The 13689-nt window shown below is 34.2% G+C and carries 14 protein-coding genes and 1 pseudogene; all 15 read right to left on the reverse strand.

Annotation, left to right across the window (positions count from 1 at the left end):
- Positions 1 to 217: 217 nt before the first annotated feature.
- The 15 genes and pseudogenes from MHB61_RS13580 to MHB61_RS13650 all read right to left on the reverse strand — a co-directional run bounded on the left by MHB61_RS13580 (position 218) and on the right by MHB61_RS13650 (position 13589).
- Positions 218 to 907, reverse strand: coding sequence for a Crp/Fnr family transcriptional regulator (locus tag MHB61_RS13580; protein ID WP_011834689.1), 690 nt, complete (start codon positions 905 to 907; stop codon positions 218 to 220).
- 85 nt (positions 908 to 992) lie between these two features.
- Positions 993 to 1538 (reverse strand): DNA-binding protein, encoded by a 546-nt coding sequence (locus tag MHB61_RS13585; RefSeq protein ID WP_032951503.1) that lies wholly within the window; start codon positions 1536 to 1538, stop codon positions 993 to 995.
- A gap of 48 nt (positions 1539 to 1586) precedes the next feature.
- The gene (locus MHB61_RS13590; protein ID WP_047686754.1) at positions 1587 to 1814 is read right to left on the reverse strand and encodes a heavy-metal-associated domain-containing protein; all 228 of its coding nucleotides are present in this window, start codon (positions 1812 to 1814) and stop codon (positions 1587 to 1589) included.
- Between the two features lie 706 nt (positions 1815 to 2520).
- On the reverse strand, positions 2521 to 4383 hold the full coding sequence (locus MHB61_RS13595) for a heavy metal translocating P-type ATPase (RefSeq protein ID WP_137016235.1): 1863 nt from the start codon (positions 4381 to 4383) through the stop codon (positions 2521 to 2523).
- Between the two features lie 367 nt (positions 4384 to 4750).
- Positions 4751 to 7669, reverse strand: a complete 2919-nt coding sequence (locus MHB61_RS13600) for a Tn3 family transposase (RefSeq protein ID WP_010002095.1) — start codon at positions 7667 to 7669, stop codon at positions 4751 to 4753.
- A 44-nt stretch (positions 7670 to 7713) separates the two neighbouring features.
- Entirely contained in the window at positions 7714 to 8280 is a 567-nt protein-coding gene (locus MHB61_RS13605; RefSeq protein WP_003130773.1) for a recombinase family protein, read from the reverse strand.
- Complete coding sequence (locus MHB61_RS13610; protein WP_003130771.1) at positions 8277 to 8786, reverse strand: MepB family protein; 510 nt, start codon at positions 8784 to 8786, stop codon at positions 8277 to 8279. The genes MHB61_RS13605 and MHB61_RS13610 overlap by 4 nt, the downstream gene beginning before the upstream one ends.
- Entirely contained in the window at positions 8786 to 8974 is a 189-nt protein-coding gene (locus MHB61_RS13615; RefSeq protein ID WP_003130770.1) for a hypothetical protein, read from the reverse strand. Before MHB61_RS13615 ends, MHB61_RS13610 begins: the two co-directional genes overlap by 1 nt.
- A 288-nt stretch (positions 8975 to 9262) precedes the next feature.
- Complete coding sequence (locus MHB61_RS13620) at positions 9263 to 9565, reverse strand: hypothetical protein (RefSeq protein WP_011834671.1); 303 nt, start codon at positions 9563 to 9565, stop codon at positions 9263 to 9265.
- 6 nt (positions 9566 to 9571) lie between these two features.
- Positions 9572 to 9739, reverse strand: a complete 168-nt coding sequence (locus tag MHB61_RS13625) for a lactococcin family bacteriocin (RefSeq protein WP_011834683.1) — start codon at positions 9737 to 9739, stop codon at positions 9572 to 9574.
- A gap of 136 nt (positions 9740 to 9875) precedes the next feature.
- Positions 9876 to 9974, reverse strand: a pseudogene (locus tag MHB61_RS13630) (replication protein); the annotation flags it as partial.
- A gap of 348 nt (positions 9975 to 10322) precedes the next feature.
- The gene (locus MHB61_RS13635; protein ID WP_011834682.1) at positions 10323 to 10604 is read right to left on the reverse strand and encodes a hypothetical protein; all 282 of its coding nucleotides are present in this window, start codon (positions 10602 to 10604) and stop codon (positions 10323 to 10325) included.
- Between the two features lie 406 nt (positions 10605 to 11010).
- Positions 11011 to 11157: a hypothetical protein gene (locus MHB61_RS13640; RefSeq protein WP_023349233.1), complete on the reverse strand. Its 147-nt coding sequence runs from the start codon at positions 11155 to 11157 to the stop codon at positions 11011 to 11013.
- A 485-nt stretch (positions 11158 to 11642) separates the two neighbouring features.
- Complete coding sequence (locus MHB61_RS13645; protein ID WP_023349234.1) at positions 11643 to 12248, reverse strand: helix-turn-helix domain-containing protein; 606 nt, start codon at positions 12246 to 12248, stop codon at positions 11643 to 11645.
- A gap of 393 nt (positions 12249 to 12641) precedes the next feature.
- A complete protein-coding gene (locus tag MHB61_RS13650; protein WP_003130410.1) occupies positions 12642 to 13589 on the reverse strand; it encodes an IS30 family transposase in 948 nt (315 codons plus the stop codon).
- Positions 13590 to 13689 lie beyond the last annotated feature (100 nt).

Consider the following 13689-nt stretch of genomic DNA (forward strand, 5'->3'; position numbering starts at 1 on the left):
GTAAGATTATATCTTCTGCTCCTATTCTTCCTCCCCAAAGTGTGGTTAAAGTTAAAGAAATTGCATCTACTGCTACATTGAATACCGGAATTGCCTGAGCAATTGCAAATAATGTAAATACCCTTTCATTTTGTGTCTAAATATTTGACATTGGTCCAATCTGGCATTAGGTCTGGATCTTGTGTAGGATCAGAATCTATTGGCTCTTTAGACCATTTTAAGCGTAATCATCTTCAAGGCTATCAATATCTAGTATTTTGATTATCTTTCCTCGGCGCTCAATGAATCCTTTTTCTTCGAGTATTTTGAACTTACGAGAAATAGTTTCGGGAGTTGTTCCGATGAACGTTGCAAGATCTTTCATTTTCATTGGAATCATAACAGAATTTGAATCTACTACTTTGACGAGTTGCAAAAGATAATTAGCGATTCGACTTTCAACATCTTCCATCATGAGAAATTGTGCTTGATATTGCATTTCCGCAGCTCTTCTCACGGTGGTTTCAAGCAATTTCAAACTGAGCTCGGGATATTTTAACAACAAATTTTTGAAATCTTGTTGTCGCAAAAAGCAAATTTGCGTTTCTTCCAATGTTTCACCATAGAGATTATCATTCATTACTCCAAACAAGGCGTCTTCACCTGCGTATCCACCAGGTTCAATCACACGTAGTAACTGCTCTTTACCAGCACTAGAAAGCTGGTATATTTTCAAGGTACCATGCGCCACAATTGCAAGTTGAGGCACTGCAAAGGGGCTGATGACTGTTTCACCTTTTTCAAAAATTTTATGATTAACAACCTGCTCAACTTGCACTAATTCACTTTCTGAAAGTAAACCAAATAGTGGCACGAGCTGTACACAGTGGTGTTCATGATGACTAAAATGATGTTTATACTTACTCATTTTGGGGATTCTCCTTATCTTATTATCGCGCTAAAATTATCAAACTGCAAGCCTCATTCAACTAAAGCCTACAGTTTCGTAAAAACTAATTATCATTATCTTCATCTTCGTCATGAAAATCAGCAACGCTTTTACCCAAGTCACCTGCCAAGTTGCGAATAACTTGAAGATTGTAGCCGTAAAGTTCGACTACACCAGCCGCCAAAGCAAATTTTTCTTCTTTGTTTGCTAGCTTGATTGCTCGCGTAATGAACATATTTTGTGCTTGGAAATCCACAATGAAGCTTTCAAGCAGATCTTCATCAGTCCAATATTTGGCTTTTGGATCCTCGGTAATGAACTTGTGATACTTTAAAAATTCTTCAGTTGTACTTGGTACAATCTCATTTTCATCAAGAAGTAAATCCGAAATTTTAAAGAAATATTCAACTTCCTTTTGTGCAATTTCACGTAAATACTCACACTTAACTGGGCTTTTCGCGTATATTCCTGCTTGAGTCAGTCGTATATTTTCTATGAACAAATTGGATAAGACATGTCCTAGCATCGCACCAGCCGTAGGTTTGTGGTGGTCAATCTCTGCTTTATCAAGTTCTTTAGCATATTTTTCATCAATCATTAATTTAGTCATCATTTTTTTCCTTTATTCAATTTATAGTGGTATCTTTCCTGGTATAAATCACACAACAGTTACTTTGCTACTCAAAACAGGATATCCAAGTTTCTCAACCTTGCTGATAAGTTCATCAGTACTGACAACATTTTCGTCAAATTCTGCTTTAACTTTTGATGCATTGAAAAGTACTTTTGCATTTGCTACGCCTTTAGTTGTAGTCATTGCAGCTTCGATTTTTGCCATACAAGATGGGCAGCTTAATTCATTGAGTCTCATAATTACTTTTGACATAAGATTTACCTCTTTCTCTTTCTTTATAAATTAATTATAGCTCGTCAGTACTAACAAAAAATTGATATCTATCAAGAATAACAGTTTTATTTTTTTATCTACAAAATGATAAAATTTCTCAACTCTCTTTTTTAACGCTGAATAACCTGATATGAGGAGCGTAAAGTAGCATCAACTAGAGTCTACCGAGACGGTCCGCGGAACGGTGTTTAAATTATTCCCTAATTTTGCCTGTATAAAATTAAAAGAGCAAATCCATTAGTCACTTTTTGTAAGCGTCCTTCATCCATAAAATGTTTGAAGTGCTCTGAAAACGACATATACCTTCTTACCTGATAATCCTCCTATCTAGTAAATGTGCGAGTTTCCCTTTTTTAAATAATTGTCATTTGGAACTCACTATCTATTTTTATAAAAAAGTTATATTGAGATAGCTATCAAAGCTTTTAAATAAGTTCAAATCCCTAACTTGCTACATTGCCTGCGATAGTCTACTTCACGACCTCAAATTCAATCTCGTATTGAACGTCCCTATTAGCAAGGAAAACTTTAATTGTAAAGATTCTAGAAGCCATCGAAAATGTCTCGATGATTTTATCAAATTATTTTTGATAAAGTTATTATAAAATTTATTGATACCAAAAAATTAATTCCTCTCAAAAAAAAAGAAAACAAACCGCGTAAATTTTGGTTTGTTTCCATTCTTCTATTTCTCTCGATACCTAATCAGTCGCATGCCATTGACAATGACGATGAGGATACTAGCTTCGTGGACGAACATACCTGTTCCCATGTTGACGAAACTAGGTACTAAGCCTGTACCTCCAAGGATTAGACTAGCCAGTAAAAAGAGCACAACTACAATCGCAATCACAATATTTTGTGTCATGTTGGCAACCGTGCGTTTACTTAAACCATATGCGTGGACAAGTTCATCAAAACTAGACTTCATTAGCACGATATCGGACGTTTCAATCGCAGTATCAGTACCAGAACCCATTGCGATACCTATATTAGCAAGTGCCAAACTAGGAGAATCGTTGACACCATCACCGATAAAAGCAATTTTTTTACCAGAGTTTTTGAGTGATTTGACAACTTCAGCTTTTTCTTCAGGCATGAGATTGGCACGTACTTCATCGATGCCGAGTTGGGCGGCGACTGCTTTAGCTGTTGTCTCGTTGTCTCCAGTCAGCATAATCATACGAGAAATACCTTCGTGGCGTAGTTCTTCGAGGGATTCTTTGACACCAGAACGTATTTCGTCCGCAATACCATAAATTAGTTGCAATCTGTTATCAGCTGCGACCAAAACAACTGATGCACCTGAATCAGTGATTTCTGTGATGTCCTGTTTCTGCTCGGGAGAGATCATAATATGATTAACCACCATCATTTTTTCATTACCAATCAATAGGTCGTCTGCGATGATTCCCTGTCCTTTAACAACGTCCGTTTTTTCAAATTTGATAGGATTGAATTTTCCGATCATGCGTACAACTGCCGTTGCTAATGGGTGATCAGATTCATTTTCTGCTGAAGCAACTGCATCAATCAATTCTTTTGAAGCACCATAATTTTTGACAACAACAACTTCTGTATTGCCTTTCGTCAGAGTACCCGTCTTATCAAACAGAAGCGTATCAATGTGACTGAAGGTATTCATAACATCACCTCCCTTGATAAGGACGCCTCTTTTTGCACCATTACCGATTCCTGCAACATTTGAAACAGGTGCACCAATCACGAGGGCACCAGGGCAACCAAGTACGAGAATCGTGATGGCTAGTTCTAGATTATGACTAAAAACCCAAGTAATAGCTGCAATAACAAGTACCGCTGGCGTGTAATACTTAGCAAAGCGGTCGATGAATTTCTCAGCAGGAGATTTGGTATCTTGGGCTTCTTCGACAAGTTCAATAATTTTACCAAAGGTTGTATCTTCGCCGACTTTTTCTGCTTCTACGTAAATTGTACCGTTTTCTAAGATAGAACCTGCAAAAACTTTGGTACCAGCTTCCTTTCTGATTTCACGTGATTCACCTGTGATACTGGCTTCGTTGACATAGCCAGATCCTTGGTAAATACGACCATCAACAGGAACTTGACGTCCGGTTTTTACTAAGAGTTTGTCGCCAATTTCAACTTCATCAATGTCCATTTCTTCGCCATCAGCAGATAGGGCTGTGCTGGGTGCCATATTCGTGAGTTCTTTGATACTTGATCGCGTTTTTTCAAGCGTTTTTTTCTCCAAAAATCCACCGAAAGCGAAGAGAAAAGTGACAATTGCTGATTCTTCATATTCACCGATGAACAAAGCACCGATAACTGCAATAGAAACTAGCAGGTCAATCGAAATTTGTTTCACTTTGATTGCTTGATAGGCATGAATTGCAACAGGTATAAAACCGATAATACTTGCAATAATCATTGTCGAATTCCAAATCCATATTTGATTTACACCATATTTACCAAGGTATCCGAGTACAATGAGAATGGCTGAGAGGATAACCAAGTGATTACTGTGTTGTTGAAGTCGTTTTTGAAAGTTCAGTGTTATTTTTGCCATATTTTCTACTTCCTTTAATTTTCTTTATGATACTAGTATAGCGCTACCCTTACAGATAAAAATTGATAACTATCAAGAAAATAAAAAGTATAACTTACTAGACTTTATTAACATAAAGGTAAGATCTGTCTGACGATTCCTGCGGAAAGTTTTGGCAACTGCAGTTGCCAAAATTGGGCGTTTGCCCCAGACCCCAAGCAAACAAAAAAGACAGTTTCCTGTCTCTTTTGTTCTCTGCTTTTAGTAAAGGCCCAGCGTACACATAACCCCCTAAAATCCATATAAGAGATTATATTATTGATTTATCGGTCTTTTTCTATCACTGAATCTTAGTAAAAAGCCTATCATTTTAAAAATGATAGGCTTTTTACTTACCTTGATTTAATTCGCGAAGTTCTTCGGGTAAAGTAGTTAAATCAATTTTATATTCTCCTAACAAATTAATGTGTCTCCAAATTATAGGAGACGTATACTCTAAATACTTCGTTATTTCTGGTTCGCTATTTTTACAATAGTTATACGCTTGTTGCAAATATACAGTATTCCAAAGGCTTATCGCATTAATCAGGATATTCAAAGCACTTGCACTTTGAAGTTGCTTTTCAAAATCCTTCTCCATAAACTTTCCTCTCTGACCATTAAATAACTCCCTGGCTAAATCATTAATAAGTTCTCCACGATTTAGCATTTGTGTGATTACTTTTCGTAAATCTTCATTAATCGCATACTCCAACAAAAAAATAGTTTTCTCAATTTTTCCCAGTTCGCTCAATGCCTGGGCGACTTTATTTTTTCGAGCATAAGAACCAAGCTTATTTAAAATTATTTTAGCGCTAGTTTTTCTTGTTTGAATGGAATAAGCGATTTGTTTAATTTCATCGTAATGCTTTTCTATTAAGTTTAAATTGACAGCGCGCTTAATTAGAGGTTGCATTTTTTTATACTGATCAGGAGATTTTATTGTATATAAGTTCATTGAACCAATATCTCTAATTCGTGGTTCAAATTTGAATCCTAACAAGTGGAATAACGCGAATGCGGTGTCAGTATAAGCATTTGTATCAGAAAAATGTTCTTCAATATTTAATTCCGTATCATGTCCAATGGCACCATCAATAGCACTAGCAGCTTCTCGTTGATTTGTTGCGATCACTTCGACATAATGCGAAATATATTTATCTGCAGTATGACGATAGATAGTTGTCCCTTTTTTATTTCCATAATGAGGATTGAAATCCGAATGAATAGACGAAACTCCTAGCTGCATGCGAAGACCATCTGAGGAAGCCTTTGATCCATCACCCCAAAATTCACTAAAAGGACAAGTAATCTGCTTATTAATTAATACTGACTGTGCTCGTTTGAAAGACTCAGGAGACATACGCCATTGTTTAGCATTTGCCATTTGAGCGGAAGTAATATGCGTAGATTTTCCCATATCTTGAAAGCGAATGTTTAAGCCCATAGCCATTAATGTAGAAAATAATACTTCTAATTCCTCTTTATTTGCTGAGTCTTTGGTGGCCTCATGAATAAATTCGTCCATAAACCCCGTCCAGTTATTGACTTCAATAAGTAATTCGACAAGATTTACATCTGGTAACAGTTTGTACAATGATTTTTTGTAATATTCAGCTTCTTCAGGAGTATTTTTTTCTTTTTTAGTAATAGTAAGTCTATCAAACGATTTTCCAAGTTTCTGATAAGCTTCTAGTCGTTCTTCTAAAACTTCAATTCTCGACGATAAATATTCTTTAAAAGTATCTGGAATTGTATGCGATCCCATCATGGCGTCTGAACTCACAAGATAATTATCTAATTCCTGGTGTAAGACGCTTTGAGGCTCGATAACTTCTCCTGATCGAAGTCGATCATTTAATTCAGTAGCAGCAACTAATTCAAAATAAGAACGATCAATTGTCCCATCTGGGTTTTTGACGAGAGATTGCCATGGCTTTTTAACAAAATTTAATTCAATATCTACAGGTATTTTCCGTTTGTTTTCTTTCTTCAATACAGTAATTAATCTGAGCGCATTAATTAAACCATCATCATCCATTCTAGGTGATTTAAAATCAAGTGTTTCTACTAGTCTTGGTAAGTATCCTCGAATATATTGAGCTTTATACTGTACTAAACCCATATAAGTTCTCTTTCTGGGACTAGCAATTAGAGCTGCTTGTTGTCCTTCTTCAATCAGCTCGTTCCAATCGAATGATTGTTTTAATTGGCGGGCTAAGTTTTGAAAATCATTATTACAAATTGCGTGATCCAGCATACTAACAACCTGAGAAAAGTGCTTTAACATGCGGTTAGATTGCTCGCCCGTTTTTTTATTTTCTTCGTTTTTCTTGTGTAACCCACTTCGTTTAATTGATTGTACAATTTTATTATGTACTTCAATTGCCAAATCAATTAGAGCTTTTCTATAACGAATTAAATAAACTACAAGCAAAGCATATCTTTTTGTTTCTTCAAATCTGCGTAGGTCAAAAGCATGATATCGTTCTGTTAATCTTGCTATCTGACTTAATCTCTTCTCATTGGTAAACGAAAATGTTAACTGCTCCAGTTTCAACTCTTTAATAACCGATATCCGGTCGCAAATTGATAGAATGGTATCTTTACTTGGTTTTCCACTAATATCTTGCAACCAGGCTAGTTTAGATTTTTTGGTATCCAAATTTACTACTAGTAAGCTATCTAATTGTTCCTTTTGATTCTCAGACAAAAGTTCAATTATTTTTTTGTAGAGATATTTTTCGTGATTCTGTCGAATAGTTGAAATCAAACGTTCGATCTCTGAAAGTTCTGGAAGTAAGATATGTTGTTCTCTTAATCGATAAATAGCTAAATTAATTAGAAAAAGTTCATCATTATTTTCTTGTATCGCTTCATTTAGAATATTTTTCAAATAATCCGATGCTTTTGAAGAATATAGGGAATAATTATAGTGTCTGCAAATTTTCTTTAAATGCACTAAGGGGGTATTTTTCTTACTTAAATAGTTATCTAAGTCTATAGTTGATATCTTTAGTTGGTCAGCAACGTACTCAACTAAAGATTTTGATACTTTATCAACCGAATTTAAAGAAATTCCTGGATATCGAGCAAGACACAACTGCAGACCGATTCCTAATCTGTTTTCAACACCTCTGTGAGAGAGAATAAACTTCACATCCGACCGTGAAAAGCTAAAATATCCCTGAAACTCATCCTTTGATAGTTTATCTAAAGATAATAATGCTTCTTGCTGTGCCGATGAAGTCAGTTTATATGCGCCCAAATATTAAGCCTCCTTATTGGTAAGGTGATAAAATGTTGTTTCCTTTACTTTTTATTTTGACCATACCTTTGTTTATATCTCACGATTGTTGACTTATCCAATTCAAACAATCGAGCTGTTTCTGTATACGTATGAACTCTTAAGTAGTCCAGTATTTCTTTAATCTGTTGCGTTGTTTTCTTTGGTTTTCGACCATCTCGATAATTTGGGTTATGTTGTCTTTGATATTCTCTACCTTCTTGGGTTCTTTGAACAATCATATCTCGTTCAAATTGCGCAAAGGCTAAAAACATATTCAACATAAGGCTACCGTTGGGGGTCCTATCAATTCTTCCCATATTAAGAATATTTACAACAACATCCTTTTCTTGTAGCTCTGAAATTAATTCTGTTCCTTGCTGGACAGAACGCGAAAGTCTATCTAGTTTTGCGACAATTAATTCATCACCTTCTGAAAGAATAGAAAGCAATTCATCGAGTTTGGGGCGGTCACGTTTTGTTCCTGTGTATTTTTCACTATAAATTTTTTCTGCCCCAGCATTCTTTAACTGTTCTAATTGATTCGCTAAATCTTGCTCATTTGTTGAAACCCTTGCATAACCATATTTCATTGTACTTCACCTAGTTTTAAGATATCTTCTAATTTATTGTAATCTACAGTCTTACAAGATAAATCTATAAAATAATCCAGTTGCCATTGTTGTGTTTTTTCAGCTGTTTTATTTAAACTTTGTTCCCATAAAGGATAAACTCGTATTGCCATTTTTCCTTTAACTTGAGATGTTCTTAATATTTTTTGCTTTAATAACTCTGACTTCGGAAATACAAATAGTCCTTTGTGTTCATTATCAAACACATTAACAATTAAAAAATCAGGACTGTTTTTATAATCAAATGCTTTATTTTTATTGTTATTATCTTTCTCCCAGAAAACAACGAAATATCCCTTTTTAGTCGGTGTTTTCTTAGCAAGTCTATTACGAAAACTATATTGATTAATGCTAAAAGAAAAACTCTCATACTCACTATTTTGATGTTCTTCCTGATAATTATCAAAAGTACCCTTTAAAAACGGAATAAGCGTATTCTGTAATAGCTCCCCTGACTTTTTCATCATTAAAATTTCTCCAATCTTGAATTACCTTCATTATCAAACCAAAGGCTTTTAAAACGTTTGATCGTATTCCACTGATAACCCGTAGACTTAGCTATTCGTTTAAGACTCAATCCGTCAAGCATATATTCATATGCTAAAGTTTCTCTACTGTTTAAATCTTTTCGACTAAGATACTCTTTTTTTACCATATTTCGCTCCTTTGATTCGCATATAATATTTGCACATCCACATGAGTTGATTTTATCACAATTTAATATCATATGCAAAACTGTTAAGTTATGCATACATATGAGTTTGTTTAATAAGATATTCTATAAACTCAAATGTGCGAAGAAACTAAAAAAGCCCTAAACGAGCGTTTATGAGGCTTACAAAGAATAGAAATATTGTTTGTTTATGGATTATATAACAAAAAATAAAGTTCAAATCTCTTATATGGATTTTAGGGGGTTATGTGTACGCTGGGCCGTAAATGACTATTTACTTTCAAAATTTGACCAACCATATGGAGAACCACCGGTTCCTGGGTTAATTTGCATTATTTTTCGTGCTTCTTCAAAAAAAACAAGCACATCATCTGAATGAACAAGGTACTGTAAACTAGAAATTAATTCACTGATTTGGGGATCAAAATTTCTACCCTTTTCAATATTGCTTTTTGCAATCAGAAAAAGCTTCTTTTCTTCGCTTGAAATATTATTGCTAGTTAAAATCCCATCAATAATTTTTAATAAATATTTTTGATTATCTTTTAAATTAGGGTAAATATATTTTGTCAATCTAATTCACCCCAATCCACACATCCATTTAGGTAATTGTTTAGGATTCCCATCATTATGACCATTAAGCCAATGAAGAACATCATTCATACTTTGATTATTAGGATAACCACCCCCAACTATTTCTGAAAGTTCTTCATCAGATATAATTTGAAAATTTGTTTGAATTTCCATTTTCTAACTCCTTTGATATTGTTAATAATTTGATTATAATTCTTTAATTAAAAAAATCATTAACAATTGTTAATAAAAAAATTATCAAGAATAACTTCACTAATTTAGCTGTAAAAATAGAATCACTAAATTATATTTATAAAATTTCGCCTGTTTCCTCGTCGATTTTAGAACCATATTTACGCTCTTGATAAACAGCATCAAAATACAATCGGACTAATCCAGTATGTGAACGTCATACGTTTATCAATAATTTATATCAGATTCATAAGATGATTTGATAGTTATGATAATGTTCTCATAATTATCAAAACGTTTCTCATTTTATTTTCCTATTTTTTATCCAAGAGCATAAGGGAAAGTGTCCCCAAAAGTTGGTTAAAGCCGCAGTACGACTTGTTTTAGCGAGGAATAAGATTTTTTCTCATTTATAGTGTTTGTAAAGTGTTTCAAATCGCTCAACCACAGCTTTATATAAAATAGAGAAATTAGAAAAATCTCATAATATAGTCTTTTTAAAGGATTGTACAGTGCTTAAAAAGACTCAATAATCAAGCTTATACTTTGCTTTCATAATAATTTTTTATTGATAAACCCAGACATTGGCATGCGGAAAATCTGATTTTACCGTTTCTAAAATGATACTTACTGGTTTTGATAATATAATGTCATCGTTCGAATCATGATTCCACTTTATCTTTTTATAAAGGTCACTTTGTGTCACCCATTGAACTTCTTCTGATAATTCTCGTTTTGCCTTCTCCCAATAAGAATCATTGACACAATAATCACTCAATATCATCGTTTGCCAATTCATTGTTCCCATATTTTTTGATGGAGATAAAGTGGTCACAAAATATTTCAATCGTCATTCCTCCTGTAATTGTTTGTTGCTCCGTGGGTATTCCTTATTACAAAAAATCATATGATAGTCTTGAAAAAACGTAAGTATTTGTTGGAATACCCTGGAAGGACTTATATTAGGCTCAATGTGATGTTTTTATCCGTTTTGAATGTTACTTTACGATAAACTACTTAAGACTTTTTAAAATGAAAAATATGAGTTTGTAAAGCTACTTCAAAATTTAGTCATCTTTTGCCAACCCATTTATTTTCTAATTTCTAAAAACCCACTTTGGGGAGAGTTTTGCTCTCGCGGTCATAGCAAGTGGGTACTCACTTGCTCAAAAAAATAAAAACTCAAAACCATGTGTTGACGCTTATTTGAATTTTATGTTGATTTTGGAAGTGACCAAATCCCTATTGTTCTATTACTTTTTAACTAACTTCTTTTCTTTTTTGGATATTTCGGCTTTTACAAAATCTCGTTCATCTAGAGTTTGTTTTACATCCTTGAGCGTTGATTTTTTGAATGTTAAACGATCATTGTAATCCTTAAAGTTAAATCCAAATCCCATAGTAGTCTCTTTCTATTGAGTGGTATAATCTCATTGATTGAAGGTATTTTAATTAGTTCGGGAATCTTATTATAGATAATTTTATAATATTCTTTTTTTATTTTATTTTCAAGACTTATCTTTGTGTTTGAGCTTTTCTATCCTCTGGATTTCTTAATTTTAAATTTTTTGTCAACATTAAAATCTCAATTTATCAATTTATTTTTTAAAATATGAGATAAAAAATTTATCCATTCAACGTTACCACGAGCGAAAGCGAGTTTTATTCAAAACACTCTTTTTAAAGGGTATTGTATTAGGTACTCCTAAACAAAAATGTACGTAACGTTACTTTTTGAGGGTTGTGTACACAAACCCGTTGCTTGCCAGTAACTTTTTCAAGACTGGGCAAGCAACGGGTTTACCATGGTAAAGCCAAAAAAAGCCACAAAAAAATGTGACTTTTTTTTAATCATTATATTGTCTCTCCGCTCGATAAAAAAACTTTATAGATTATTAAAGAAAGAAATGAACCAAGTTATAAAACCAAAAATTGGGAAAATCATCCACCAATAAATTGAAAAAAATTGCCAAAAGTTTTCAAAGCGTTCTTTTTTTTCTTTTAATTTTATGCCCTTAGTAAGAGGGTACTTTTGGTCAAGCATTTCATTTAATTTAACTCCTAAATAATAATTTGCTAGACCTATTAACAATAATAATAAACTTACCCATGCCAGCCAAGAAAGTGTAGTATTATAGCCAGATGCTAATTCATTAATTTCAACACCTAAAATTGACATAACCAAAAGTATAGCTGCTATAACCAATAAAGTAATTGAGACGGTTATAGTTTGTCTATATTTCAGTTGAATAAGCTGTTCTTTAGACATATCCATGATTTCTACCTCTTTTGCTTCTTCCTCAATGCTTTCAAATAGTTCACTTACTGGAACTAAAAGAGCATTAGATATTGAGGCTAAAGTATCTAAACTAACATCCGTTCCATTTTCTATTCTCTGAACCGTTCTAACAGTTATATTTGCTTTTTCAGCCAGTACTTCTTGCGTCCAACCTCTTTTTTTTCTTAACTCAGCAACTCTATATTTATTCATGAATATATAATAAACTATTTTTTTAAACATGTACACGACAGATAGACGACAAAAGAACGACAATCTACCGACACAAAGGTAAAACAACAGTTTTGGAGGAAATAATAAAAGCAGTAATCATACTAAAAACTGCTTTTATTATTGTTTTATTTTTCATGTTGCTCTGTTTTGGACTTTTTATTCTTTAGTTTTTTATATTCTTTATTGACATCAGTCCAAATTTTATTATCTTCTTTTGAAAAATTGGCTTGTAATTTTTCTATTTGCTTAAAAAAGTTATCATTTTAAGGAGGTGGAGTAGGTGTTGGTGTCACAATTCCCATAATATTATACTTACACTTTTTAAAAGTGCCCTTTCTTTAAAAAATTATGATCGCAAATTGCAAGTCCAAGTTAGCCAGCCAAGCTCATCTCATATGAACTCTTATAGTTGAACATTTTTCTTGGATAATGGTTCATCCAATACTCGATAGCGGCGACTTCTTCAGGGGTCGTCTTTGTTGTGCCTTTTGGCAGATGCCTACGAATCATTCGGTTATGGTTTTCATTCGTCCCTCGCTCAAAGCTCGCGTAGGCGTGTGCATAGTAAACTGGACAGCTTACGACCTCAGAGAGCCTTGCAAATTCATGGCCATTGTCAGGGGTAATGGATTTGAAGTCATAACTTTTTTGAAGTTCCACCAGCTCATCATTGACCGCCTGTGCTGTTTTCCCATCAATCAAGCGAATGATCTCCGTGCGGTATTTTCGCTCTGTGAGCGTCAAAAGCACCTTGTTCTTAGCTCTCGTAAGAATGACCGTGTCAATCTCGTAATGCCCCACTTCTAAGCGATTGTTAATGAACTCAGGCCGTTCTTCAATAGACTTGCCAAAAGGATGCTTTGGCGCACGAGGTTTGATTTTCTTTGCCGCCTTATACTGCGGATAGAAAAGATGATGACGCTTGGCTTCTAACCAGCCCCAGTTGACCCAATTGTAGAGGCTGCTCAGAGAAACTCCTTTTAGAGCCTGATGAATGACTTCCAAAGAGTCCTTGTCTTCTTTAAGACGTGTACTCACATAACAATCAATCTCAGTCGTGAGTTTACTCGGACGAACACTGTGAGCCCTCAATCCTTCATAATTTTCTTGAGCCTTTTTAGCAGAGTATTTTACCTTCCGCTTGAGCTGGATTTCCCCTCGCTTCATCTCTCTGTCAATCGTCCCATGAGCTTTATTCAATAAGCGCGCAATCTCACGGTTGCTCAGTCCTTCTTTATTGTGCCAACGTTCAATGTTTAAACGGTCTTGATTGGTCAGGTGTTTCCCTTTGCTCTGGCTTGTGATAGAATAGTCTTGCATCTGAATTTCCTTTTTATACTATTTGGTCGAACTTCTAGTATAAGAGATTCAGATGTTTTTTGCTTGACTCAAGGTGGCTAACTTCATTTTACAATTTGCG

The organism is Lactococcus sp. FSL K6-0773, assembly GCF_038006485.1.
GTDB lineage: Bacteria > Bacillota > Bacilli > Lactobacillales > Streptococcaceae > Lactococcus > Lactococcus lactis.